Origin of the sequence: Leptospira sp. B5-022, assembly GCF_000347035.1 — a bacterium.
Taxonomy (GTDB): domain Bacteria; phylum Spirochaetota; class Leptospiria; order Leptospirales; family Leptospiraceae; genus Leptospira_B; species Leptospira_B cinconiae.
In genome coordinates this window covers 258,807-285,338 of sequence record NZ_ANIJ01000022.1, presented here as the reverse complement: position 1 = coordinate 285,338, position 26,532 = coordinate 258,807, and the positions used below count along the sequence as shown (strand labels likewise).

General features: G+C 40.0%; 22 protein-coding genes and 1 pseudogene. 13 read left to right on the top strand and 10 right to left on the bottom strand.

Annotated features, from left to right (window positions below; translation table 11 throughout):
- Positions 1-317 precede the first annotated feature (317 nt).
- Both LEP1GSC192_RS11595 and LEP1GSC192_RS19955 read left to right on the top strand, forming a co-directional pair.
- The gene (locus LEP1GSC192_RS11595; protein ID WP_036089840.1) at positions 318-620 is read left to right on the top strand and encodes an RNA-binding protein; all 303 of its coding nucleotides are present in this window, start codon (positions 318-320) and stop codon (positions 618-620) included.
- A 157-nt stretch (positions 621-777) separates the two neighbouring features.
- Complete coding sequence (locus LEP1GSC192_RS19955) at positions 778-939, top strand: hypothetical protein (protein ID WP_020770005.1); 162 nt, start codon at positions 778-780, stop codon at positions 937-939.
- 92 nt (positions 940-1,031) lie between these two features.
- Here the strand turns inward: LEP1GSC192_RS19955 and LEP1GSC192_RS11590 are convergent.
- Positions 1,032-1,272: pseudogene (locus LEP1GSC192_RS11590) on the bottom strand (SRPBCC domain-containing protein); the annotation flags it as partial.
- Positions 1,273-1,386: 114 nt separating this feature from the next.
- Between LEP1GSC192_RS11590 and LEP1GSC192_RS11585 the strand changes: the two are divergent.
- The 6 genes from LEP1GSC192_RS11585 to LEP1GSC192_RS11560 all read left to right on the top strand — a co-directional run bounded on the left by LEP1GSC192_RS11585 (position 1,387) and on the right by LEP1GSC192_RS11560 (position 4,438).
- A complete protein-coding gene (locus LEP1GSC192_RS11585; RefSeq protein WP_020770121.1) occupies positions 1,387-1,755 on the top strand; it encodes an MmcQ/YjbR family DNA-binding protein in 369 nt (122 codons plus the stop codon).
- A gap of 68 nt (positions 1,756-1,823) precedes the next feature.
- Entirely contained in the window at positions 1,824-2,213 is a 390-nt protein-coding gene (locus LEP1GSC192_RS11580; RefSeq protein ID WP_020769921.1) for a DUF1801 domain-containing protein, read from the top strand.
- Positions 2,214-2,282: 69 nt separating this feature from the next.
- The gene (locus tag LEP1GSC192_RS11575; protein WP_036089837.1) at positions 2,283-2,699 is read left to right on the top strand and encodes a hypothetical protein; all 417 of its coding nucleotides are present in this window, start codon (positions 2,283-2,285) and stop codon (positions 2,697-2,699) included.
- Between the two features lie 51 nt (positions 2,700-2,750).
- Positions 2,751-3,137 (top strand): iron chaperone, encoded by a 387-nt coding sequence (locus LEP1GSC192_RS11570; RefSeq protein ID WP_020770101.1) that lies wholly within the window; start codon positions 2,751-2,753, stop codon positions 3,135-3,137.
- A gap of 142 nt (positions 3,138-3,279) precedes the next feature.
- On the top strand, positions 3,280-3,684 hold the full coding sequence (locus LEP1GSC192_RS11565; protein ID WP_020770089.1) for a DoxX family protein: 405 nt from the start codon (positions 3,280-3,282) through the stop codon (positions 3,682-3,684).
- A 139-nt stretch (positions 3,685-3,823) separates the two neighbouring features.
- Complete coding sequence (locus tag LEP1GSC192_RS11560) at positions 3,824-4,438, top strand: hypothetical protein (protein WP_232421011.1); 615 nt, start codon at positions 3,824-3,826, stop codon at positions 4,436-4,438.
- A 3-nt stretch (positions 4,439-4,441) separates the two neighbouring features.
- Here LEP1GSC192_RS11560 and LEP1GSC192_RS11555 read toward each other — a convergent pair whose 3' ends face one another.
- Positions 4,442-4,672, bottom strand: coding sequence for a helix-turn-helix domain-containing protein (locus tag LEP1GSC192_RS11555; protein WP_020770094.1), 231 nt, complete (start codon positions 4,670-4,672; stop codon positions 4,442-4,444).
- 196 nt (positions 4,673-4,868) lie between these two features.
- Between LEP1GSC192_RS11555 and LEP1GSC192_RS11550 the strand changes: the two genes are divergently transcribed.
- Positions 4,869-6,422, top strand: a complete 1,554-nt coding sequence (locus LEP1GSC192_RS11550) for an NAD(P)/FAD-dependent oxidoreductase (protein WP_020770139.1) — start codon at positions 4,869-4,871, stop codon at positions 6,420-6,422.
- Positions 6,423-6,521: 99 nt separating this feature from the next.
- Here the strand turns inward: LEP1GSC192_RS11550 and LEP1GSC192_RS11545 are convergent, their stop codons facing one another.
- The 8 genes from LEP1GSC192_RS11545 to LEP1GSC192_RS11510 all read right to left on the bottom strand — a co-directional run bounded on the left by LEP1GSC192_RS11545 (position 6,522) and on the right by LEP1GSC192_RS11510 (position 16,401).
- A complete protein-coding gene (locus LEP1GSC192_RS11545) occupies positions 6,522-7,241 on the bottom strand; it encodes a hypothetical protein (protein WP_020770059.1) in 720 nt (239 codons plus the stop codon).
- A 53-nt stretch (positions 7,242-7,294) separates the two neighbouring features.
- Positions 7,295-8,863 carry an FMN-binding glutamate synthase family protein gene (locus LEP1GSC192_RS11540; protein ID WP_020769975.1) on the bottom strand — a complete coding sequence of 523 codons (1,569 nt, stop codon included), beginning with the start codon at positions 8,861-8,863 and terminating at the stop codon, positions 7,295-7,297.
- 94 nt (positions 8,864-8,957) lie between these two features.
- Complete coding sequence (locus LEP1GSC192_RS11535) at positions 8,958-9,755, bottom strand: UDP-2,3-diacylglucosamine diphosphatase (protein ID WP_020769965.1); 798 nt, start codon at positions 9,753-9,755, stop codon at positions 8,958-8,960.
- Between the two features lie 114 nt (positions 9,756-9,869).
- Positions 9,870-10,262 carry a DoxX family protein gene (locus tag LEP1GSC192_RS11530; RefSeq protein WP_020770119.1) on the bottom strand — a complete coding sequence of 131 codons (393 nt, stop codon included), beginning with the start codon at positions 10,260-10,262 and terminating at the stop codon, positions 9,870-9,872.
- 58 nt (positions 10,263-10,320) lie between these two features.
- Positions 10,321-12,255: a long-chain fatty acid--CoA ligase gene (locus LEP1GSC192_RS11525; protein WP_020769962.1), complete on the bottom strand. Its 1,935-nt coding sequence runs from the start codon at positions 12,253-12,255 to the stop codon at positions 10,321-10,323.
- A gap of 101 nt (positions 12,256-12,356) precedes the next feature.
- Positions 12,357-14,153, bottom strand: coding sequence for a diguanylate cyclase (locus LEP1GSC192_RS11520; protein WP_020769914.1), 1,797 nt, complete (start codon positions 14,151-14,153; stop codon positions 12,357-12,359).
- Between the two features lie 131 nt (positions 14,154-14,284).
- A complete protein-coding gene (locus LEP1GSC192_RS11515) occupies positions 14,285-15,706 on the bottom strand; it encodes a polysaccharide deacetylase family protein (RefSeq protein WP_020769998.1) in 1,422 nt (473 codons plus the stop codon).
- A 116-nt stretch (positions 15,707-15,822) separates the two neighbouring features.
- Complete coding sequence (locus tag LEP1GSC192_RS11510) at positions 15,823-16,401, bottom strand: hypothetical protein (RefSeq protein ID WP_020770045.1); 579 nt, start codon at positions 16,399-16,401, stop codon at positions 15,823-15,825.
- Between the two features lie 494 nt (positions 16,402-16,895).
- Between LEP1GSC192_RS11510 and LEP1GSC192_RS11505 the strand changes: the two genes are divergently transcribed.
- The 4 genes from LEP1GSC192_RS11505 to recD all read left to right on the top strand — a co-directional run bounded on the left by LEP1GSC192_RS11505 (position 16,896) and on the right by recD (position 26,531).
- Complete coding sequence (locus LEP1GSC192_RS11505) at positions 16,896-17,291, top strand: hypothetical protein (RefSeq protein WP_020770071.1); 396 nt, start codon at positions 16,896-16,898, stop codon at positions 17,289-17,291.
- Positions 17,292-17,630: 339 nt separating this feature from the next.
- Positions 17,631-21,032, top strand: a complete 3,402-nt coding sequence (locus LEP1GSC192_RS11500; RefSeq protein ID WP_036089833.1) for an exodeoxyribonuclease V subunit gamma — start codon at positions 17,631-17,633, stop codon at positions 21,030-21,032.
- Complete coding sequence (locus tag LEP1GSC192_RS11495; protein WP_020770074.1) at positions 21,019-24,678, top strand: exodeoxyribonuclease V subunit beta; 3,660 nt, start codon at positions 21,019-21,021, stop codon at positions 24,676-24,678. The genes LEP1GSC192_RS11500 and LEP1GSC192_RS11495 overlap by 14 nt, the downstream gene beginning before the upstream one ends.
- Entirely contained in the window at positions 24,675-26,531 is a 1,857-nt protein-coding gene (gene recD / locus LEP1GSC192_RS11490; RefSeq protein WP_020770013.1) for an exodeoxyribonuclease V subunit alpha, read from the top strand. The genes LEP1GSC192_RS11495 and recD overlap by 4 nt, the downstream gene beginning before the upstream one ends.
- Position 26,532: the final 1 nt, after the last annotated feature.

Below are 26,532 nucleotides of genomic sequence, written 5' to 3'. Positions count from 1 at the left end.
CGTGCAATTTTGATTGGAAAAGTGAGTAATCTGCATTACACGCGATTAGATCTGTCCTTGAAGTGATAATCGCGCGCCCCATATTTCCGATACCCTATACAGCTTCGTGAGAAGGTATGAGCCTCAAATTCGTCCGAAAATGGTGGTTTTATAACTCTTTTCTAAATATAAAAATGTGCTTGCAATGAATTACGTTCACGATATTTCTAGTAAGTAAGTTCTTTACTCGTTCTGTTTTTAATCACAAAGCCCGTAATGATCGAAATTAATTATCATACGGATTGTTTATTCAAATCTGTGTGGAACGAGGATAACTCATGTCATCTAAATTGTTTGTAGGCGGCCTAAGCTGGTCAACTACTGATCAAACCTTACGCCAAGTATTTGAAGTTCATGGCGCCATTCAAGAAGCCAATGTAGTAGTTGATCGCGAAACCGGTAAGTCTCGAGGATTCGGTTTTGTTACCTTTTCTGATCAAGATTCCGCTCAAACAGCTGTCGCAGAGCTCAACGGGAAAGATATAGACGGACGTAATATTGTGGTTTCCGTTGCCGAAGAAAGATCAAGGTCTGATCGCAACAAGAATAACAATAGAAAGCCTAGTCGCAATCGTTGGTAATCGTTTAAACAGCGTACCAACCCTTTATGCCGCCAACCCAAATTTGGTTTTGGGTCTGGTGGTATCAAATCGATATTCGTTATTCGCTTCATACTTTCTGCTTTAAATCTTTATGTACTGAGAGCGATAAATATGATTTTAATAAGTAGGAATTTATATGGCCAAAAAAGGGAATTTATCGTTTATGAAACGGCAGCGAGAAATAAAAAAAAAGGAAATTAGGCAGGAAAAACTAGAAAGAAGAAAAATAAGAAATGAAGAAAAGAAGAATGTTACGCCGGAAGAGGAAGCACCCACTCCCACCGAAAAAGAACAATAACTTCAACGTACATTAAATATTTCGCATACCTTTCACCTCGCTATCTTACATCGGCGTCTCCTACTCCTACTGATATCCTATTTCTCTAATTTTTTCTGATTAACGATTGTATCGTAAATTGCTTCAAATTCAAAGTCGAAACTTACATCCTTAAGCCCTCATTCTTTCGTTGTATTTCCCGCCAGGTCTCATATCGTTTTTTGCCCTGGGACATTGCCAATCATCAGTTGCAAAATTCCATTTGATAATATGTAGCGGATTGGTGTAGTAGTCCCAGACTTTCTTAACATCTGCCGCAATCGTAGATTGAATAGTGATTTGATTTGAATCCATTTCAAGGGATGCAGCGGGTTTTATTGTTTATAGGGAAGCATTTTCAGCCCCAATTATGATGGCTGAATAAAAAAAATAAGAATCGAACCTCGGTTTTATATAAGAGTTCACCCTATGATTTCCTTAGACAAAGTAAGAAAGCTTGCATTAGCTCTCCCTGGAACAAATGAAGAACCCCATTTTGAAAAAATCTCGTTTAGAGTTAATAAAAAAATTTTCGCAACGGTGGATCAGGAAAATAAAAAGATCGTTCTTAAATTTGATCTGAATGATCAGGACTTCTTCTCATTAGCCTCTAAAGGCTCCGTCTATCCCATAGAAAATAAATGGGGGCAACAGGGCTGGACTTGCGTTGAAATGAAGTCCACAGATTTGGCTTTATTCGAAGATATGTTAGTCGTTTCTTATTGTGGTGTTGCTCCAAAAAGACTTGTGGAAGCTGTTAGACAAAATCTAAAGCCCCGTAAAAAGACTTTAAATTAACTGCACAGGCTTTATAAAAGTGGGTCCGAACTAAATAGCTGGGAATTTTTTTACAAACAACACATCGTATGAATAAAGAAGTCCAAAAATATAATCATTCTCAAACCAAAGTTGAAAAAGAGATTTGTGATATTCTTTCCCAAGAAATTAATCTTCATCTTCCTAAAGCGGAAAATAAAATTTGGCATGCTCATCCGGTTTGGTTCTTGGATGGGAATCCGATCGTAGGTTATAGTAAACTTAAAAATTGTATTCGATTGCTCTTTTGGAGCGGGCAATCCTTCGATGAAGAAGGTTTGGCTCCCGAAGGAAGTTTTAAAGCGGCGGAAATCCGATATACGAGTCCCGATCAAATAAACAAAAAAGACTTAAAACGATGGGTGAATAAAGCAAAAAAAATCCAGTGGGACTATAAGAATATAGTAAAACGAAAAGGGGTTTTGGAAAGATTAAAATAATTTTACACTTGCATTGTTTTTGCAGATCTCTTTAATCATTTATTTTTTGAATGAGTGGGGCATTAAATTATGAATCCGTATGTTAAAAATACTTTAGCAGTCATTATAGGGTTCCTCATTGGAAGTGTTGTGAATATGGCAATTATTACGGTCAGCGGGTATATAATTCCTCCTCCGGAGGGAGCAGATGTGACGACCATGGAAGGTTTAAAGGTATCTATTCATTTATTCCAACCTAAACATTTTATTTTTCCTTTTTTAGCTCATGCCCTTGGAACGTTTGTCGGAGCGTTAGCCGCCGCATTGATTGCGACAAATCATAAACTTAAGTTCGCTTTGGGGATCGGTACCCTATTTTTTGCAGGCGGTATTGCAAATATTCTAATGCTTCCTTCTCCCGCTTGGTTTACGATCGTAGATCTGGTCGGGGCTTATCTTCCGACAAGTTATTTTGCGGGAATATTGATCATTAAAAAAGTAAATTAGATCTTTCCTTGTAGTTGATCTTCTTCGGTCTAAAGGACTCCGGACGTATCTATGGATAAGATAAAAAACACATTCCAATCGATTGACGAATACATTAAAACTTTCCCGGAAGAGGTCCAGGCCATTCTTCAGGAACTCCGAAAAACGATTCGAGAGACGGCTCCGGACGCTAACGAGAAGATCAGTTACCAAATCCCAACTTTCTATCTGAACGGGAATCTAGTACATTTTGCAGCTTATAAAAATCATATCGGCTTTTATCCGGGAGCGAGCGGGATCGCTAAATTTAAGAAAGAGATCGATAAATACAAAAATGCAAAAGGTTCCGTTCAATTCCCGATCGATCAACCTTTACCTTTTGATCTGGTACGCAAGATCGTAAAATTCAGGGTGGGAGAATTTAAGAAGAAGGTCCCTAAAAAAATAAAAAAGAAATGAATCCCGTCGGGGTCTACTCAAGTCGTCGTTTTAGCGACAAACATCCGATTGGCGCAAAATCGCATTCAAAATCCTTGTAATAGTTCTTGAATTTTTCTCCGGAAGATAACAGAATTGCCCTCTCATTTGGAGGAAATATAGAATGGGATCTGAAAACGTTTCGAAAGGTCAGCTTTGGACCGGTCGAGTACTCAGTGGATTAGTTATACTTTTTCTGCTTTTTGACGGAGTAATAAAATTTTTCTTAGACAAATTGCCGCCTGAAGCTCAGGCAGAAGGAGCCAAGTTAGGTTACCCACCTGAAGTAATGCCTTACATAGGAACGATCCTGATTATTATCACTTTGTTATACGCTTTTCCTAGGACAGCAGTTTTAGGAGCGACTTTACTCACCGGTTACTTAGGCGGAGCCGTTGCTACTCATGTTCGGGTTTTAAACCCTTTGGGTTCCCATATTTTATTTCCAATCTATATGGGGATCATTCTATGGGCAGGAATTTATCTCAGATTTCCGAAACTAAGAGAACTGACCCCTTGGCAGAAATAAATTGAAAATTCACGATGCAGATGATTTTCCTAAGGAAACATTTGTATCGTGACTGTTCTTGCGATTTTCAGGGTATATTGATTAGTTCTGTTTTTCTTTTCAATTTGTGAAAGAATGTCGGAAAGAAGATCGGGGAAATTTGAAATATAGATCCTTCATACTCTGTTTTATATTCTTTTGTTTCAGTTGCGGCGCTACCATTCAAGTCGTTCAAGATCCTTTTCGAGACGTTATAATTGTCAAAATGGATATGGACCATGAAGCGAAAATAGACAATCCGAACAAAAGTGTTTATTCTTACGGTGGTCAATACGCAAAAGAAATTAAGAACGGAGTGATTTCTCAGATCACTCTGATTATCCGGCTTCAAGGTTCGGAAAATCTTGCCGCCTTGGGACCTGAAGCTTATATCAAAGTAGATCGCAAATCGACAAAACTTCTTTTAGCTGATTTGTATTATTCCGCCAATCAGGTAACCGTTCGTACTCAAGTCCCTGCAACTATGGCGCCTGGGATCGGCTTTGGATACGGTTATGGAACTGTTCCTACTGCCACTCGGACTTCAACCTTAACTTCTAATATTCTTTCCGGTAAATTGACTTTTACTAAGGAAATCGAAAATGATATTCTTTCCGCAAAATCGCTTCAGTTCAGATTGTACAGTACGAACGACGCGATCGACCTATTTGTCTCGGATTCCCAGCTGGAAAACATCCAAAAGTTTATAAAGAATAGGGGAGAAGTTTTAAAATAAGTCCTATTTTGGAGAGAATGCGGAGAAAAAATATGCCGCAGGTTTATCATACAATTGATAGAGCCTTAAAAATACCTCAACTTCTAAAGAAGTAATTCCTGATTCCACTTTAGAAATGAAACTCTGACTTTTCCCGATCTTTCGAGCTACTTCTGATTGAGTCAATCCTGCTTCGATCCTTGCCTGTTTCAGGGACTGTAAGAATTTTTTCTTTTGTCGGTCCGTAACTTTCAAGGATTTGCCTGGTATATCAAATTAGCGATAAATCTAGGATTTTTGCGAATCTAATTTTGATCATCCCACGGAATCTTCATTTTCGTTTTAACTTCCTTCCGATTTATTCCAAACCTTCCTTAAAATTCCTTGCCTCCTTTTTCCTTTCTTTTTTAATTCCATTAGATACAAATCCTAAAACTTTTGGTCCTGAACTATGACCCAAGAATTAGAACTTAGGCTTTTGCCTGAGATCGCAGAACAATCGAATCGTCTTAAAGAATATATTTCCAAATCCAAAAAGATCTCTTTGTCGGATATAACACATATCGAGGTCTTAAATCATTCCATTGATGCCAGACAAAAAACGGTCTTTGTAAATCTCAAAGTCCGAGTTTATATCAACGAAGAATTTATTTCCGAGCAGATACGTCTGCCTGACTATCCGGATGTCAAAAATTCCAAAGAAGTGATCGTCATCGGCTCGGGACCTGCCGGTCTATTTGCCGCTTTGGAACTGATCCAATCCGGTTTGAGACCGATCGTTCTGGAAAGAGGAAAGGACGTTAAATCAAGACCAAAGGACCTTCAGAATATCAATGCACATCATATTGTGGATGAGGATTCCAATTATTGTTTCGGAGAAGGCGGAGCAGGTACTTATTCGGACGGTAAACTTTATACAAGGTCCAAAAAAAGAGGGAATGTACGTCGTATTCTGGAACTTCTCGTAGGTTTTGGAGCAAATCCTAATATTCTAATAGAGGCTCATCCTCATATAGGAACAAACAAACTTCCTAGTATTGTCCGTAAAATAAGAGAAACCATCCAGGAAAGAGGTGGGGAAGTCCATTTTAATCAAAGAGTAACCGATCTGATTTTAGAAGGAAATTCCGTTAAGGGAGTAGTCACTAAGAGCGGGGATCGTTTTCTTTCCGATAAGGTGATCTTAGCTACGGGACATTCAGCTAGGGATATATTCGAATTACTATATCAGAAAGGAATAGAGATCCATTTAAAGCCGCTCGCAATAGGTGTAAGGGTAGAACATAAACAATCCTTAATAGATTCCATCCAATATAGTTGCGACGACAGAGGGCCTTTTCTTCCCCCTTCTCCTTATAGTATCGTAAAACAGATCCAGGGTAGGGGAGTTTATTCTTTTTGTATGTGCCCTGGTGGAGTGATCGCTGCCTGTGCCACAAAACCGGGAGAAGTAGTGACTAACGGATGGTCTTCTTCCAGAAGGGCAAGGCCGACTGCAAATTCGGGGATCGTAGTGGAACTCCGACAAGAGGATTTTCTACCTTTCCAGAAATACGGCCCCCTGGCTGCGATGGAATTTCAAAAGGAGATTGAACAAAAAGCTTGGATCGCTGGCGGAAAAAGCCAAACAGCTCCGGCAACCAGACTTGCGGATTTTGTAGACGGAAAAATTTCTTCCGATCTTCCGAAAACTTCTTATCCGCCAGGGATTATCTCTGCGGATCTTTCTTCCGTTCTTCCTAAATTCATAATGAAATCTTTGCAAAACGGATTTAAGGAATTTAATAAGTCGATGAAAGGATATCTGACCAACGAAGCTGTAGTACATGCTCCTGAAACCAGGACTTCCTCACCGGTTAGTATTCCCAGAGATCCGGAAACTCTAGAACATATTCGTATCAAAGGTTTGTATCCTTGCGGAGAAGGAGCCGGATATGCCGGTGGGATCGTGTCCGCAGCCATGGATGGAATTAGATGTGCCCAAGCATGTGCACTTAATGTTTAGAATATTATGGCTTAGAAAAAGAATTAGTTCCAAAAATTCACGAACCAAGAAAAGGATCCAATTGAACTCTTGCCATTAATTATCCTTTTTGAATATACTTCAGTCTTTATAACCCTTTTCTCTACGGGCTTCTTCCAATTTTCGGATTACGTCTTCCGCTTCCTGTATTTTCTCCCTTTCTTCTTCCGGTGTCATTGTTGCCGGTTGGGTAGGGAGGGTGAGATTGTCCATTTGTGTATCATCCTTTAGGAAAAAGATCCCGTAAGAGATGAGTCCGATGATCAATCCGGAAATAATACTGATCCTTTTGCCGGCTTCTAACCCGTAAAACAGAGTTAGAATGATCAGGAAGGAGAAATACATAAAGAAAACCAAATATACGATGGATCCGAAAATTCCGGTAAAACCGAAGAAGATCAATAACCCCAAGATCAAAAAGGAATGAGAAAGTTTGGAACTTAATTCTAATCCTCTATGGATATCGAATGAATAAGAAAGAATTTTTGAAATTATCCAAATGATCCCGGTTCCAACGGCTAGATAGATTATTGTAAATAGTAGCGCATAAAGGGTGCCGAAAAATAAATCAGGCAAGATCACTCTGGTGAGCATATTCGGAATGGAGCCGCCTAAAAACACGTATTGCAGACCTAAGGCTCTAAAAGAAAGATGTGCGAAAAAATAACCGATTAGTATAGGAATGGAAGTTTTGAAAAAAAGGATCTTATATCCCGGGAAAGAGTCTTTTTTTTGAAGTTCTTCTCTAGGAGAACGAAGAAAACTCCAGAAATTTTGAACAAAAGATGAGATTAGTTTCATTCGGATCCCGCAAATATTTACAGGGACCCGACCTAATGCAAGCGAATTAAAAACTAACCCAATGCGGTGATGTTGCTCGTATAATCCATCATAGTCGTGAATTTTACAGGAGCTCTTTCATATTCCAAAACCTCGGTTAAGGTCCTGAATCTATTTTGACCTGCTCCGATCTCTATATCGTTCCCTGTGAATTGAAGTGGATGTTCATATCCGCAGGCATGAGCGACGGATAATAATTCCTTTCTAAACCCTTTTATATAGTTTGCTGCCCTTTTTGCTTTTAACTCGACATCCAAACCTGCTTGTAACCATTTACTTTGTGTGGCTACACCGGCCGGGCAATGTCCCGTGTGGCATTTTTGGGCTTGGATACAACCGACAGACATCATTGCTTCCCGTGCTACGTGGATTAGATCACAGCCCATAGCGAATGCGACGATAGCTCTGTCGGGAAAACCCAATTTACCGCTTCCGATCCAGACAATTCTGTCGGCGATCTCGTACTTTTGAAAAATCTTATATACTCTAGCAAATCCCACCTTAAAAGGAAGAGAAACGTGATCGGTAAAGGTTAACGGCGCTGCTCCTGTTCCTCCTTCTCCTCCGTCGATCGTAATGAAATCGGGGCCTTGGCCTGTCTCTTTCATCCGACTCGCAAGTTCCTCCCAAAATTTAGATTCCCCCACTGCACTTTTGATCCCTACCGGAAGTCCGGAAGAGGATGCTAATTTTTCTATAAATTCGATCAGGCTTTTTGTATCGTCAAACTCCGTATGTGCGTTAGGCGATATACAATCCTGTCCGGGTTTGATCCCTCTAATCTCGGCGATCTCTTTTGTGACCTTTGCTCCAGGTAAGATTCCACCCTTCCCGGGTTTTGCCCCTTGCGAAAGTTTAATCTCTATTGCTCTAACATTCGGATTGGCATCTAACCGTTTTAGGAACTGATCTAAGGAAAATTTACCTTTTTCGTCCCTGGCTCCGAAATATCCCGTACCCAATTGCCAAACAACATCTGCTCCGAAACTATGATATGGAGAAAGTCCGCCTTCTCCGGTATTATGATAACAACGTGCAATCTTTGCACCTTTATTCAATGAGGAAACCGCTCTCTCCCCCAAAGAACCGTAAGACATAGCGGAGATATTCACAACGGATGCGGGCCTATATAGTTTCTTTCTATTCCGGAATTCTCCCATTACTTTAAGAGAAGGGATCATGGAGCTATCACCTTCTATAAATTTAGCTTTGCTGTCGGCAAAGGGGAAGGCTGCATGTTTGATGATCGGATAACCTGCATCGTATAATAATTCGGTAGTCCCGAAACCGAAATTATTATTCTGCATTTTAGACGTGGCGTAAACCCAGGATCTTTCCGCCCTGTTAAAAGGCATTTCTTCCTTGTCGTTTGCCACCCAGTATTGTCTAAGTTCCGGTCCTATTTTTTCGAATAGATATCTGATATGACCTACTATGGGGAAGTTATGTTTGATAGTATGTTTTTTCTGAAAAATATCATGGATAAAAACGCTGAATAAAAAAAGAAAAACGACTCCCGACCAAAAAAGCCAAGCGTGTTCATCTATCAAGTTTAGATATTCTGTAATTAGTTCTTCGGACATGCGCCGAAGTATAGCCGACAGGCAAGAAATTGCAAATTAGTTTTTATCGATCCGGATGATGAGTCTTGTGTCGATCGGCAAGATCGGAAAACTATCAAACATTTAAGACGAATTCTTTCTTAAATTCTTTTCTGGCCGTCATCCGAATTCCGGAAAATTTTTTACCATCTTGGATCACGAAACTATTACTCTTTACCCAATCCCCGGTATTGATAATATTCATTTTAGGGATACATAAAAAGTCGTGGGTATGACCGGAGATTAGGACCTTCTTATCTTGGTGGGTAAGTTTCGAAAGTTTTTGATAATAATGTAATGTCTCTTCTACTGTGCTTGGGTCTTGCCTGTTCAAATGTTTATGGTAGAAGTTTTCGGAAAATTTGAACATAGCGGGAAATGCGGATGCGAATACGTGAAGTATCCTTAAGACAAGAATGGAGCCCATCCAAGTAAATTTATTGTACTGACCTTGATGTCCATGGATCGCGATCAGAGTTTCGTTTTCCGCCTTCTCGCAGATAATCCAACCTCTTTCCATTAGATAATGTTCAACTTTAGGGGTCAGCCTCATCAGATAGGAAGTGGTATCGTGATTCCCAATTATATAATATTTTTTCCCGTTACCGGAAGCGAGCCTATCTAAACGTTCAAAAAGTTTGTTAAATCTTTTTTTTCCTTTTACTCTTTGTAACCTTCTATCAGCGCTGAAAAACCAATTTTCGATAATATCGCCTACCAGGTATAGATTATCGAACCTTACTCCCTTTTTGTTCAAATGATCCAACAGTTGGAATAATTCTTTATGTTTATGGGATTTGATCTTTTTATTCAGAAGATAATGGATATCGGAAATGAAAAACGCGTCGTAAAGTCTTCCTCTTCGAAATTTCATTTAGCGAAATGATACCTTACTTCCATAAGACGAAATCCTGTAGGATTGTCAACGGATTCGGGACTTAGATCGAGTCCCGAAAAATTTTCCGAGATGAAAAAACGGTTACATTTTCTAGGTGGGAGGTCTATGATCCCATTCCAGATTGAGAATGATGGTGCAGGAAAGAAGTACGCTGACCGCCATTGCAAATAACAATCCTCCATCATCGTCCACTACTATTCCTAAAAATAAAATATGCGATAATACCGCACCGATCATGAGTCCGAAACCTACTAGGGCTCCCACAAATCTGGAAGCGGGAAAGAGCAAAAGTGCTGCTACAAAAAATTCTACGGAGCCTGTTCCGATCCTTCCCCAAGGTTCTATTCCCAAGGTGGAAAAGATATGCACGGATTCATCCTGTCCTGTGAATTTAAAAAATAAGGTCTGCAAAAATACAAGAGCCGAAAAAACGGAAAGTATCGTGGACAATCGATCCTTAACTGTTTGAGTCAAAGCCGGCATAAAATCTCCTTTATCTTGGATTCGATCTTATCTCGGATTCGTTACGCCGAACTCGGATTTATCTGAATAATTCGTCTATTTGGTTCTTATATTTATCCGAGACGACGTTCCTCTTCACCTTCATAGTCACGGTCAATTCGTCTCCAGGTTCGAATTTTTTAGGAAGAAGGTAAAAATTGGATACTTTTTCGAAATTTTTAAAGCCGTTTTTAGAGGAAACTCTCTCTTTAATCTCTTTTTTGAATAATTCTCTCACGTCCGGATCGGAATTCGGGTCGGAAATCTCCTGTAATAATCTGGACTTCCAGTCTCGTAATTGTTTATCCAATACTTCCCAGTCCGGAACCAAAAGAGCGCTTAACGTTTTTTGGTCATGTCCCACCACCATTGCCTGCAGGATCAACTCGCTCTGAGTAAGAGCGAACTCGATCGGCTCAGGTTCTAAATTTTCTCCGCCTAAAAGTACGATTGTATCCTTGGCCCTTCCTGCGTATTTTAATTCTCCTTGAGATGTCCAAAGAAGAAGGTCCCCTGAATTCAACCATCCGTCCTTCATGGTCTCTGCAGTCTTTTCAGGATCCAAATAGTATCCCTGCATGATATGGCCGCCCTTATGCCAGGCGATCCCTTTCACCCCGGGTTCGTGTATTTCTTCTCCCTTCTCATCTAGAATCTTTATTTCCACTCCGGGGATACATTTTCCCAAGGTGCCTACGGTGATCCTACCCAGTCGTCTTCTGGTGGAAGCTCCGCTGGTTTCCGTCATTCCGTATCCTTCTAAGATCGGAATTCCGATCGAATTAAAAAATCTGTCTATATATTCCGGGAGCGCTCCCGCTCCGGAGATCGCAAATTTCAATTTTCCACCGAGGCTTTTTCGTATTTTAGAAAATAACAATTGAGCCAGTATATTCGGAACGAACCATAAAAATGTACCGAATAGTCCGCTCATTCTGTGAAAAAGTTCTCCGAAAAAAGACCTTGGTTTTAAAGAAAACTCCAAACCCAGAAACCTACTTTTATACTTATAATAAGAATTCGCTATGGATTGGAAAGTTTTGAAGATAAATTTTGCGACAGGAGAAGCGTCCTTGAGTTTGTCTTGGACCTTATTGTAAAAACTTTCCCATACTCTAGGCACGGAAAGTAGGAAGGTAGGTTTTATATCTTGAAGATCCTGACCCAAACTCGAAATCGAAGTAAATGCCTCCGATGCTCCTGCTCGTATGCAAGCCGTTTCGATCAATCTTTCCGCGATATGCCAGGGAGGAAGATAAGCCATAGTCCTATCTTCGGGAGTGATACGAACGTCATCCAAGGCCAAAGACATGTTTACGTTAAACACAATGTTCCGATGGGACAGCATAACTCCCTTCGGGCGACCGGTGGTCCCGGAAGTATAAACGATCGTTGCCAGATCCGATTCTTGGATGGATTCTCCTCTATAATGAAATTCTAATTCTCCTTTTTCTTGGATCCATCTGTCCCCCAAAGAGACTAGATCATCCAAATGTAAAAGTTTGAATGGAAATCTTTGCTCGGAATGATGAGAAGATTCGAATAGTATGACCGTCTTCAGATAAGGGAATGACGTAAAAGAAGAGCCAAGTTTGCGGACTACTTCCATATTCCCGGCAAAACAAATTTCTGCTTTGGAATGGTTAAGTATATAGATTAGATCCTCAAGTGTGGAATCGGTTCCTCTAGGTACATCCACACTTCCGATATTCGTGATCCCCATACTCGCCCAAATCCAGCGATGCCCGGAATCGGCGATCAAACCCACATTCTCTCCTTTTTTCACCCCGCTAGAAACCAGACCCAAACCGATCCTAGTTACTATATCACCTAGCTCTTTAAAACTTACCGATTTATAGGTTTTACCGTCCGGTTTAAAGAATTGAGCAGGATGTTCTTTAAAAGCCTCCGTAGAAGACCTTAAAGTCCAATATAATGTCTGAGAGTTGAGAAAGGGGAGTTTGAGAGGTTCCATGCGGGGACCGATTTTAATCCCGACTGGGCCGAGGGTCCAGGAAAAATTAAATTTTCATGATTTTCCGGTATACCTTTCTCGAACGATTGTTTCGGAAAGGGTCAATGACGTATATGATTTCGACCGAATGCCTTGGAATCGTATAGGTTTTTATCGGCTAATCCTAATAATTCTTGGTAAGAATGGATATCACGATCCGTATTACTGGAAACACCTATGGAAACAGTGACCCTAGTAAAAGTACTTTCCGAATGAGGTATCCCCATATCCTCCACCGTCTGTAACATGTTCAGGGCGACTACGATCGCCCCTTCTACGGGAGTATCCGGAAGAATGACAGAAAATTCTTCTCCTCCATATCTTGCGATCATATCGGAAGAACGATTCAGACATTCTTTTAAAGCTTGGGCCACTTGGCAGAGCACCTGGTCTCCTTTTAAATGACCGTAGGTATCGTTATACGCTTTGAAGAAGTCCACATCTATCATTAAAAGGGAAAGTGGTCTTTCCGTTCGGACGGAACGGTTCCATTCTCTTTCCAATTCCTGATCAAAAAATCTCCGATTGGCCACACCCGTTAAAGGATCCATTAGAGAAAGTTCAAATAGTTTATCCGCTCTTTCTTTGTACTCTTCTTTTTCCTTTTGAAAAGTATTGATCCGGTCCACGAGTCCCAAGGAAAGAAGAATAACGTTACTCAAAACGCCGATCTTCAACATTCCGGAAGCGATCTCCTCCGAATCAAAAAGCCCCAGTCGATTCAGTGAGAATACGAATACTCCCAACAAACTGAAGACCCATGCGCTTAGGAAGATCCTCGCTTTTCTATCCTTTCGAACGCTCCGGACCAGAGAAACGATCATTAGCACTAGGATTTCCAAAATAGGAAGGATCGCCGTAAAAGGCATCAGGTATCTTAAAGGTACAAATACGGGTAGAATAGCGATAATGGACCATATAATCGTGAGTCCCCGGATGAATATATGTAGGATCGGATAAGTATCCCTGGTCTGCAAATACTCTTCCGCAAATAGGCCCAAAAAGATCATAGCGATACATGTGGCCATGATAAAGGAAGAATTTACGAATTTAGGGGAATTTGGGACCAAGAACCAAAAGCCGTATCCGGAGCTCATAACCAAAAAGTAGGTTACCGCAAAAATTAGAATTACGTAATATATATAAGTCTTTTCCCGGATACCTAGGAACAAAAAGAAGTTATAGAATATCATAACTCCCAAGGCGCCAAAATAAATACCGTTTATAAGTAAAGAGGCCCTGGAAGAATGATCCAGATTGGACTTTGTAACTAGGTGAAGCGGAAGAGTGAGAGATCCTTCCGTCTTAACTCGGATGTATACTTCTATCTTCCCCTTATCTTCCAAGGTTAAAGGAAATACAAAATATCTCTCTGCGATTGGTCTTTCCTTGAAGGGAAGCATATCTCCGGTGCGGAATTCACCTTCTCTCCCTTTAGAATCTTTCCAATATACATCCACATAATCTATATGAGGATATTCTAAGGTTAGAAAACGTTCCTCCGAAAGAGCCTCTTCGGTTTCTACGGAAAACTTGAGCCAATAAGGAGAGGAATCATAGCCGAAGTTCGGCATCCTATCCGTATTTTTTTTGAATTCCACTTCGGAATCGGGAGCGGAAATATCCTCCCAGGTAAGAGTTCCTTCCAAGTCTTTGAAATAAGAGATCTCTTCTCTGAGAGGGATTTTACCGGAAGAATGAGAATCTAAACGAAGAACAGGACCCTTTTCTCCGGCAGGATCTGCAAGTAGAGAATAGGGGAGGGTAAGAACAAGTAATACCACCCATAAAACAAGAGGAAGGCGATTCCGGATCCTGGATGTTGCGATTCTTTCGAATGTCTCGGAATCTTTTGGCATACCGAAAATATTCTTACCTACCTAGAGATGTCAAAAAACTTTCATAGAAACGATACGATTTTGACGGTTCTTCCAGATAAAATATAACTTTAGAGCTTCCGGAAACCTAAAAATTTATCCGAAAGTAACCTTTAGTCGGGGTCTTTTTTAAACTCTTTTCTATTTACGAATAAAAATTGAGTTTCACTTCTCTTACCGGATAGGGTTTTACCAATGATCGTCATCGCAGGATAAGTGGTCTTTTTGAATTCAGGAATTCTAATGATATATTCCGTATTCGTTTTTCTTTGAATGATACCTTCTTTCCCGCTGATTTTGATCGCCACCGACTTAGGGTCTAAACCTTCCACTATTACAGGAAAACTATCTCCCGGTTTGACCCAAGAACCGTCAGGAACTCCGAGTTGGATCTTAACGGGTGGAGATGCGCTTAAGATCGAATTGAATCTGGATTGAGACATTCCCCAAGTTACCAAGGATCTGTGAATGGTATAAGCGTACGTGCCAGGAACATTCTTCCCGGGATTAACCGTGAATGCCATTCTGTAACCTGCAGCCTTAGCTTCTTCTATCACTCTTACGTCGAATAATCCGAATGGATAGGCAAGATCTTGAATTTTTCTACCTGTTTTCGCTTCCAGAGTTGTTTTGGAATCTTTGAGTTGGCTTCTGATCTCCGCTCTAGACATTGCAGGCAATTTAGGATGGTAGACTGTATGAGAACCTAAATCGAGAACTCCACTGTCCAGAGCCTCTTTTAATTGGGCCCAGCTAAGATAAAATTTATATCTAGGATTAGAGATCACGGTCGGATAAATAAAAACGGAGGCTCTCATTCCGTATTTTTTTAATAGCGGAACTAGAACATCTCTATGGGTTAAGGATCCGTCATCAAATGTTAAAAGAACAGGACGAGCAGGAAAATCGGAACCTGCTTTTCCTTGCTGGTATTGGTAGAATTGGTCCAAGCTGATCGTTTGGTAACCTAAAGCCTTGAGAAACTTAAACTGCTCCTCTAAAAGGCTAGGATCTAGATTGTATCCGCCCATTGGATCTTGGTTCCCAACCAAGTGATGATAACAAAGAACAGGGATCCCTTTTCCATGGCCCAGTTCCGCATTAATATTTTGGGTATTCGTATCGTATTGCGTTTTAGGAGGAAGTTCCGAAACTCCAGGAAGGGAATTTTCGTACTTTTTAGAAGCGGTTTCCTTCTCTTTGATCTCCTGTTTTTCCTTTTTAGAGACCTTATTTTTCCCTTTTTTCCTGCGTTGGACTCGCTTAGGTTTTTGGGAAGAGGCTCCCACGGAAGCTACGGACTCTTCTTTTTCTTTTTTAATCTTCGTTTCCACTTTAGGGGAAGGCGATGACGTTTCTTCCGATCTAGGAATTTCTCTTTTAGGAGAAGAAGGTTTTGGGTCTTCTTCCTCTTGGTTCGTTTTGGATTTACTGTCGGAACTTAAAAATTCACGGACGGGCCCTGCAGAAAGTATCGAAGAAGTGAAGATCGCTAGAAAGAGTAGAATGGAAAAACGGATGATTTTTTTGTACATTGGAATGGATCAGTTCCAAGATTCTCTCCGGCGGAGGACGCGCAACATTTTACCAAAACCGGAAGTAAGGTAAAAGCCTATAAAATAAGGAAGAGATTCGTCTTGAGAAGGGAATTTTAGGAGATTCTCTCCTGAAATTTATTGACAAAGCCCGCCTTTCGGAAAGATCGGCGGGCTAGAATATTATTTTTCCCTTTTTCTTTGATCAAACGTTTCAGTACGGACTCTGAATGACCGCTGAGTTTGATCACCGCAGCTTTACTAGGTTTTTTCTTTTCCAGTTCTAACAGAATGGAAGAAAAACGGAACTTTCTCCGAATATGGTTCACAGCCGGGATGGATGTTTTAAAAATCCTAGCCAGCTCATGATCCGCATTTCCTTCTTGGTTGAGGTCGTAAAATTTAGAAAGTTTAGCCTCGTCCCAAACGATCTTATCGTCCGTCTTATAGTAGTTATGGTATTCTAGACGACGGCTGTTTCTTTCGTAAGAACCTTTGTTTCTTTTTTCTCTCCAAAAAGGATGCCTATTCCTTGCATATTTTATGTCATCTATTGAATAACCTGATTTATTTAACCATTCTGTGGTAATACTGGACTTCTTTGGTCCTTCTAGTTTTGATTTAATGGAAAATTCAATGTACTGCTCTGGCGTTTTCGCAGAGAGAAGTTTCTTTTTTTCCTTTTCGTAATCCATGTCCTTGCCTTGCGATTTCTAGTGCACCGTCAGGTGTTATTTTATTTGTAAGTCGGTGGATAGTGTTCCTTACCTGGATCAATACCGAAACTCTTTTTCAAATTGCGGTAGGAAAAAACAAAAAGCTCCTTCGCCTGTTCCGGGCAATGCCAAAGAGAATCGCAAAACCTCCTTTAAAGTATACTAAACAAATCTGTGACTCAAATGCTCTTCCAAAGTTTGTCCCTCGAAGGACGACAGGAAGCAGTTAGTCGGACCTCAGCCTCATACAGAAATATCAAATGTTAGAAAGTTTGTGCACGATCCATTATTATTAATCGAAGTATGGAACAACTACGTTTTTCTGTCTCAGTTCCGACGAATAATAACGTGTTTCTTCCTTTCTTGTTTCTAACATGTATTAGACTTCGGTTTTTCGTTTTAGAAGTAAATCTATCTTTCCTAAAAAAAGAAACCGGCAAGAATGACTGAGGTCTTAATAGAGGTTAGTCGCCATGTTATTCAAAATTTCAAATAAAGGCGGAATTAGAGTAGTTACGGCTTATTTATGCCTTTTTTTCTCAATGAACATCTCCGTTATTGCTCATGAAGAAGGAGCGCCTCACTCACATACGAACCAATGTCGCGAAGACAAAGAAAAATATTGTAAGGAAATTCCCAAAGGAGATATTCTTTCTTGTTTGAAAAAGAATGAGGAAAACCTTTCGGAAGAATGTAGAGAATTGTTACAGGAAGTCAGGAATAAGGCAAGAATGAGAATGGAGGCTTGTAAAGAAGAGAAGGAGAAATATTGCTCCGATCGAGGAACAGCTGTTATCCGCTGTCTCCAAGAGAATAAAAATGTTTTAGGAGAAAAATGTAAGTCCACATTATTCTCCGCTTCCAAGTAGGAAGTCGCCAATCCAAACTCGCTTCTTACGGGACTGTATACAAAAGATCCCCTTAGGTATAGTTGGCAACGTTTCGCGAGACCCAAGTTAGGCGAAGTTCGCCAAGACGTCGAAGTTACTACAAAATCCGGAACATTTTTCAGGGCAACCTGTGTGCTTTCTCGGATACCGTTTCCCTATAAGAGGTCTACTTCCCTAACTTCCGATAATCAGCATTATGTCGCATTAGATAAAATCCTTTGGATTGGCGATTTATACGCCTGTAAGAGCTCCCCTCTCGGACCAAAACTTTGTTTTACCGGTCCGTAAATGCAGGATTTCTGGTAGAACCGATCTAAGATGAGCATACGCGTCCATAGTTCCGACGATCTTTCGAATTTGTCCGAAAGATTATCTAACTCCTTGAGAGATGAGATCTCGAGGCAGGATGGATTATATTCTCCTACAGTGATCATTCCGAATAAGAGTATGGAGACCTGGTTGAATCTGGATCTAGTCCAAAGATTCGACGTAGTATTCAATATCAGATTTTTGTTCTTGGAAAAGTTTTTGGAGGAATTGCTTCTTGAAAAATTTTCTCCCGAGATCGATCCGAAATCCAGACCTTTCCTTCAAGGAGAATCCAGAAAATTCCAGATCTATGAGACTTTATTAGGAGATCCGGTATTTCTACAAAAGTATCCGGTCGTCAAAAATTACCTTTTGCCTTCCGGGAGAAAAACTCCCGACCCGGTCCGTCTTTTGGATCTGTCAGGACGTTTAGCGAAATATTTTAAGGATTACGAACTAAATAGACAGGACTGGATCCGCAACTGGTTGGGAGAAAAATATTCACTATTAAGATTGCCGGGAGAAGATATCTGGGAAGAGGTCGCAACCCAGTCTGAAATTTTTTTCTTTCAGAAAGAACTTTATTCTTATCTAACGAACTCTGATCCAACCAAAGAAACTTTAATCCAATACTCCATGCGTAATCTGGCCTCGGAGCCCAAGACCAAAAAACATTCCGCGAAGAATGTATATCTATTCGCATTGTCCCAACTTTCGAGTACATACATTTCTATTTTTCAAAACCTACTCCCCGAAATTCATTTGGAAGTTTTTCAATTTGGAATGCCTGATGGAGAACCGGTTACAGGAACGCAAAGAAATCAGATCTGTAGAAACTGGGCAAACTCATTCCATTCCTTAAAAAAATCCTGGGAAATCTCAGGTGCGGAATTTTTACATTCTACTAAAAAAGAAAAACAAACAAAGACGGTCCTATCCGAATTCAAAGAATATCTTGGACGGTCGGAATATAAGGCGACTTCCAGACTTCTACCTGACGAGAGTTTACAAATTTTAGAAGCCCCCGGAAAGGTTCGAGAAGTAGAGGCTGTTTTCCATCATATTCTCTCCGTCTTATCCGAATCCAAAGAAACAAAATTAACCGATTTTGGGATATTCTGCTCCGACCTTTCCGAATATAGGGCTGCTATTGAGTTCGTATTCGAAGGCGGAATACAAGCAAAACTTGTGGAGAAGTCCGGCAGCCAGATAAAGACTCTACCGTATAGTATAAGAGATGTTCTAGCCTCGGAAACAAGCGCCTATATCAGCGGGATACTCTCCTTATTTACGCTTCTTTCTAAAGAACGATCCAGGGCGGACATTTTCAAACTACTAAGGAACCCTTGTTTTCAATCGAAATGGGAAGTGGAAGCTCCTTTAGTGGAAGAATGGGCAAAACTTTCCGAAGATTTGGAATTATACCAAGACGATTCTTTGGCAGATGAAGAGCCGCTTGCATTCTCTTTTAGAAAAGGTTTTTTACGATTAGCAGCCGGGAATATATTATCCACCGAAGAAGAGGAAAATTTTCCAGTCTCCCCTTTCGATCCGGGATCAGGCTCTTCCGTACCAATATGGATCGGGATTTGGAAACGTGTATCCTTCTTATTGGAAGGATTTTCCTCATTGGTTTCGGATCCGAAAGTTTCCGGAGAAAAAATTTTGGATTCTCTATCCGATTTGTTGAGAGAACTATTTTCTTCACCTTCTTCCGATCCGATAGAAATGGAGTTAGAAAAGAAAATTACAGATTCATTATATGATTTGAGATCCGTGCGTTGGGATCCAAAAAATCGCAGGGATAGACTGAAATTTTTAGAGGCATTTTTTAAACAAACCGGAGGAGAGATCCAGGTCCGTAAAGGACAATACTTAACCGGGGGAATAACGGTTTCTTCACTTCAACCGATGCGTCCCATCCCCTTCCGACATGTATACATTTTGGGATTGGGAGAAGGTTTGTTTCCCGGAACGGACGATACTTCCGCATTTAATCTCAGACATTTAGCTCCTCGAGAAGGAGATATAAATGTTAGAGGTCTCAATCAGTCTTTATTATATGAAACCGTGCTTTCGGCAAAACAAAGTCTGGTGTTGTCCTTTGTGGCGGAAGATATCACAAAAGACGAAAGTATTGCTCCTTCTTCTTCATTACTTTTGTTAGAGCAAGCTTTAAAGGAAAATATATTAGCTCCCGAAACTTCCGTTAGGATCAAGATTCCTTTAAACAAACATAGCAGAGAATATTTTATCCAAAAAGAAAATCCATCGGCAAAATTTGCGGAGAAGTTCCGTAAAAGTTTCGATCTATCTTCTTCCCTACTCTATGGAAAAGAAGAAGATAAACAATATTATCGAAAAACGGTACTCGGGGATTTTCAGTCCGGTCCTTCCGCAAAAAAAGAAATACTAAATCCGGAGACGATCGATTGGAATGATCTTGTCCGGTTTGCAAAATCGCCGCTTTCCTTTCATTTGCAGAGAAGGTTCGGATTGTATGCTGAGGAAATTTCAGAATCCGAGACTGCGACAGAAGAACCGTTCCGAATTTCGGATAACTTTAAATTTATGAAAGAGTTATGGTCTTATTCCATGAAGAAGACCGAAAAAGAGATCCAAAATTCTTTAGGCGGACTTTTTTCTATATGGGAAAAAAGAGGTCATATACCGAGAGGAATTTATGGGGATGCGGAATTTTTAACAAAATCGGAAAAGGTCACGAAAATTTCAGAAGCCGTTTCTGAAATACTTTCCGGTGCGGAAATTTTATCCGGATTTACCTTCGGAGAATCTCCTAAAAAAGGAAAGTTACTCTCTTTACCTGTCGTTCCATTCCAAATTTCGAATGAATCGAAAACCGCGATCACCGGTTTAAAAGAAGATGTTTTCTTAAAAAAGGAAGCCGACGGTAGCTCTACTCTTGTTCTTGTGTACCCGAACTCTAAGAAAAAATTTAAGAACCTGATCGAACCGTTTTTGATCCAATCATTGTTCGATCAGATCCCGTCTCAAAACACTCCTAGGTCAGTAATTACAATTTTCGGATATGGAGACAAACCAACGATCCTGAATATGAACAGAGAAGGAGGAGAACCGTATCGTAAAAAATTTCTTTTAGATCTTGTCCAAGAATTTTTCGAACGATCCGTCTCCTTAGTCTCTCCCGGGATCTGGGAAGATTTTCCGGATAGAAAGGAAATCGATCCGAGCGACAAAAAAAAATTGGATCAACTCTCTACAGAATATAAAATTTGGGCCCAAGAATCCGTTCAGTATGATCCAAAAATTTATTTGGATGAGATCATCCGACTTCTGCCCTACCCTCAAAATTATATTAGCGAAAAGGATTTTTACCTCTGCTTAAAACTGTATCAGCCATTAGAGAAGGTATTTTATGCAGAAAAGTAAACTAGAACCGATAGCAAGTTCTTTCGCAGACCAAATCGATATTACAAAGAACGGTTTTATCGGCGCATCTGCCGGAACGGGAAAAACGCATACGATCGTATTTCTTGTACTGAAAATACTAAAAGATTCCTTTAAAACTTCTTTAAGTTCCGAAAAACCTCCTTTCGGAATCGAATCTATATTAGTACTTACTTATACGGATAAGGCAGCGTCGGAACTCAAAGGTAGAATACGCGCCGAATTAAAAAATACGATCCAAAGATTAGAAAAACTTGAATCTCCAACGGAAGAAGAATCCAAAGAGCTGGATTATTTTTTGAACCAGGCGTCTCGTTTGGATCAAGCTTATATTTCCACCATTCATGGGTTTGCTCATAAAATCTCAAAGGAATATTCTCTGGAATCCGGCAGCTCCGAAAATTCCGAACTAATCGAAGAATTTTCTGTCGTATCCAAGGCATTGTATAGAAGGATGCGTGCGGAGTTCGGTGGAAAATATCCTAAGGAACTTCTCCCCTTCATACTTTCACAAGCGAATCGTTTTTATAATGACGGATTTCAGGGAACTACTTGGGAAAATTTTGTATCCGGTCTCGCGGTAAAAAAAGTTTCTTCTCCCGAATCGATCCAACTTCTTCCCCGCCCCCAGGAATTTCCGCAGATCGCTTCTATTAAGAATGTATTTTTGGAAATCCAATCTATTCTTCCTAAATTTTTAGAATTTCAGGATTCCCTTAAAAAAAAGATCAATACAAATAAATACAAGGCGCTTGCAAGCCGCCAAACCGAATTTCAAGATTCTCTAAACAAGCTCGTCGATTCCTCCGAACCATTTTCACCATTTCCGTTCACACTTGCTCTCAAAAAGATCTTGGATCTGAAAAGAGGAGAAAGTTCCGGAATAGAATCCGTTCTTCTTTCCGACGAGGAATTAAAAACTGCAACTTCTGAACCCGGATATCTTTCTTATACGATAGAAAGAGAAAAAATCAGAAAACTTTCCTCAAGCTTAAGTTCGTTAGAATCTTCTCTTTCTTCTTTCCTCGTTTCTCTCGCGGAAGATTTAGCGGAAGATTCCGTAAAGATCAAAGAAGAGGATAATTCGATCACATACGGTGATATGATCCTGGGGTTATCCGATTCATTGGAGAAAAATCCTGAATTAGTAGCAGAGCTGAAAAAAAGGTTTCGTTTTGGGATCATAGACGAATTCCAAGATACGGATCCGGATCAATATAATATTTTTAGAATATTATTCTTGGAAAGATCTTCCAATGCCGAAACGGAAGGAAAACTTTTCCTGATCGGAGATGCAAAACAATCCATTTACGGTTTCAGAGGGGCGGACTTAGGCACTTATTTGGCGGCAAAAAGAGAATTTGATTCCGGTGGAAAATTTGCGGCTTCTTCTATCGTATATCCGGAATTGGACACAAATCGTAGATCCTTACCCGAGCTGATCTCTTCTTATAATTCACTTTTCGGAAGTGTAAAGGGAGAATGGTTTCCCATCGAAGAAACGGGATTTTTACCCATAGAATATGTGCATGTAAAGTCGCCGGAAAATCCGGGAAAGGCCATTTTATATTCCGATACAAGTAATCGTGCAGCTTTAAACGTGTTCTCACTTTCTAAAGAGAGCAACGCGGATCGATTAAAAGACCAATACTCCAAATTTATAGCGGAGGAAATTATTCATCTGGTGTCCGAAAAGTCGGAGATCTATATTAAAAAAGAGGGATATTCTTCTCCCGAAAAACTGAGTTGGTCGGACATTTCGATTTTGGTCCGGGGAGAGAACGATTTAGAATTTTTAAAAAGACAATTTAAGGTTAGAGGGATCCCGTATACCTATTCCAAACAAACCGGATTATTCGGATCTCCGGAAGCGATACGAGTGAGGGAGATCCTCCAATGTTTAAATGAAGAAGGAAGTAGGGATTCATTTTACAAATTGTTAATATCGGATCTATTCTGCGTATCTCCTGAAAATCTACAAAATTACGAGGAATATCCGATAGAGTCCGGAGAAAAGAGGCTTCTGGAAACTTGGAGAAAATTCTCACGTAAAAAAGATTTCCCTGGTTTATTCGGTTCTATCTTAACGGAAAGTAAATTAGCTTCTCCCCTTCCACAGGAAGCTAGACAGGATTGGGAAAGAAAAATCACGAACTTCAAACAGATATTCTTCTTCTTAACCGAAAAAGCGTCCAAGTCGGATCAGACCTTAGGAGAGCTTATCACTTATTTGGAATCCAAAATGGTATCCAAAGAGGACGAAAAAGATTATTTAGAAAAAGATTCGGAAGAAGACAGGGTCAAAATTTCCACAATCCATTCCTGTAAAGGGTTAGAATTTCCGATCGTATTTTTATTCGGAGGATTTTCAGGTTGGGGTGCTCAAAGGAAAAAATTTTCGGAATATAGGGAAGGCGAAAAACGTATTATAGATCTGGAAAATAATAAGGAGGAAGAAGCCGTTTATACTACGGTCAATGAGGACAAAAGATTGTATTATGTGGCTCTTACTCGGGCAATGTACAAATTTTATTTTCCATTACTCGCAGAACCCGATACGAAACGTCCTTTGGAATTATTCCGAAAATCCTTTCAAGCTGCAGTATCCGAATTTCCGGAAGATTCTTCCGTTGCGAGATTTTGGGAGAATGAAGAGGGTAAATACGAACAGGAATGGATCCGAAACCATAAAACGATTTCCGGTTTAACACTCGATCGAATAAAAGAAGAAGGTCCAGAGATCTTACGCTCCGTCGAAATTTGGCCGGACAAAGCTGAAAAAAGAAAAGTTATCCTAGAAAGTTATTCATCTTTGGACTCGTTTTTTACTTCGGAGGGGTTAGGATTCCAGGTTTCCGAAACAAAATCGTTTAAAACGGATGAAACGCCGGATGAATCAAGAGAAGAAGAACTCCCCTCTTCCAATAAAATGGGGAATTTGCTCCATCAACTTTTGGAAACGGAAGATTTCAGTATTTATCAAAATGTAATATCTCCAAAACAAATCCCGGAAAATATCTTAAGATCATATAAAAATATTCTAAAGTCTTACGGTTACGGTGATAACCCCGAACAATTGGATTTATTTGCAAAAAAGATCTCGGAATTATTTTGGAATACTCTCAAAACCCCATTATCACATTCGAAAAAAAATATCTCACTTTGTGAAATTTCTCCTTTAGAAAGAAAACATGAGGTGGATTTCTTTTTAAAAATCCCGGGACAAACCGGGAATGGCGACTTATTAAAGGGAACCTTGGATCTAATATTTCGTTCGGAAGGAAAATATTGGATCTTAGATTGGAAGTCCAATCGACTCTCTTCGAATTTCGGAGAAGATCCTTATTCGGAAAACTATCTAAGGGAAAAAATACAGGAATCTTACTCTTTGCAGTTGGCGATCTATTCGGTCGTTCTGGATGATTGGTTGAGATTCAAGTATGGAACAAAATACGATCCCAAACTTTTAGGAGGGATGTATTTTGTATTTTTACGAGGAACGGATCCGAACCGATTGGGACGAGGGATCTTTTATCAGGATCTTGATCCTGAATTCGTAAAAATTTCAAAAGAGAAGATAAAAGAGACCCTGGATTTGAAAAATAAAATTTCGGCGGAAAAAGAATGAAAAAAGAATCCCTCGAAACAATTTTAGACCGAGAATACGCTAGTTTTCTCACCAAGGAATTTTCCGCATTTGCAAAAGGAATTCCATACGAGGTTTTATTCGCCTGGAATCTTTCCCTTGTCCAAGCCGCCAAGATCGGCAATCTCGCTGTACCATTTTCCGAAAAAGATCCTATCTCCGATCTATTATTCAAAAAACGAGATAATCTATTATATTTTACTAAAATATACGGCCAGCTAACTTCGGTGGAGGAAGGTTTTAAAAATCTACTTAAGACCGGTCCCACAACAAAACCTGAAAAAATCCAGGAAGTTTTAGAAGAACTTACCGTTTCTAATCCTCTTTCCATTAAAAGAGGCGGTAAAGAGTACATTCTTTGCGGAGAAGGCGAGCAAAAAGAGGCCTTAGAAAAAGCCCTTAAATTTCCTTTTTTTGTTCTTACAGGCGGGCCGGGCACCGGAAAAACCACAGTGGTGGCTAATGTGATCCGTGGGCTTTTACGTTTAGGCTATGATCTAAAGCAGATCGGACTTGCGGCTCCAACGGGAAGGGCCGCTCAAAGATTAAAAGAATCCTTGGAAAATACGATCTCGAATTTACGCACAAAAAACAGGTTGGATGATTCTATCTCCGAGATCCCCACTTCCACTTTACATAGACTTTTAGAATACAATCCTAGGAAAAGAAATTATAAATACGGAATAAATTTCCCTCTCCCCTATCGAGTCATCATCTTGGACGAGGTATCCATGGTGGATCTCCATATGATGTATAGATTGATGGAAGCCTTATCTTTCGGTTCCGAAAATTTTAGATTTATACTTTTAGGGGACCCGAACCAATTGCCAAGCGTAGAAGCAGGCGCGGTATTATCCGACTTAGTTAAATCCTTAAAAAGAATAAATTCTGAAAATCTAATAGAACTTAAAATAAGCCACAGGCAGGAAGAAGAATTTTCTTCTATTTCCAAAGCGGCAGAACTTTGTGTAAAGGAAAATATTTCTCTATCCGAATTCCAAGAAAATCTTCCGAAAACATCGCATCTAGATACTATCTTCATTAATTCCGCACACGGTTTTTATCAAACCCGATTGGATTATAAGAGCCTGCCCAAGAAGGGGCAGCCTCTTGAAGCCCGTGACCAAACACTTGCAGGGAACCAAAATTTTGGAACGGGCTATAAAAAAGAATGGAAGGAATTTTTAAAAAGAACCGCGGAAGAAAAAATTTTACCCGGACTTTCCAGACTCCCCGACCCTGATTCTCCTCAGGAATTAAAGAATTATTTAAACAAGGATCTAAATCGATTTAAGATACTAACTATTCTTAGAAACGGGATTTTTGGAAGCGATTACATCAATAAGGAATTAACGGAACTTATTCTTCATCATAAAAAGGGAAAGTTAGTCCAGATTGGGACCAAAACGTATTTTTCGGGACTTCCGATACTCATCACAAAAAACGATCGAGTGAGAGGAGTTTATAATGGGGATACCGGATTGGTTTTAGAAGTCCAAACTCCGAACGGTGGAATTGAACTCAGGGCATTATTCTATATAGAAGGAGAGATCAGGGACTTTGCTTTGGATACCCTTCCTCCTCACGAACCTGCATTTGCGATCACAGTACATAAATCCCAGGGTTCCGAATATGATTCCGTTTTTATCATTTATCCACCGGATCCTTCCGACATAAATACCGACGAAGTTTCCCTAGAACTATTCAAAAAAGAGATCTTATATACTGCGATCACCCGGGCAAAACGATCCGCGTTTTTGATTTCGGAAGAAAAACTTTTAGAATATTCTCTCCGAAACCGTTTCGAAAGATTGACCGGTTTTAAACTAGAGTAAG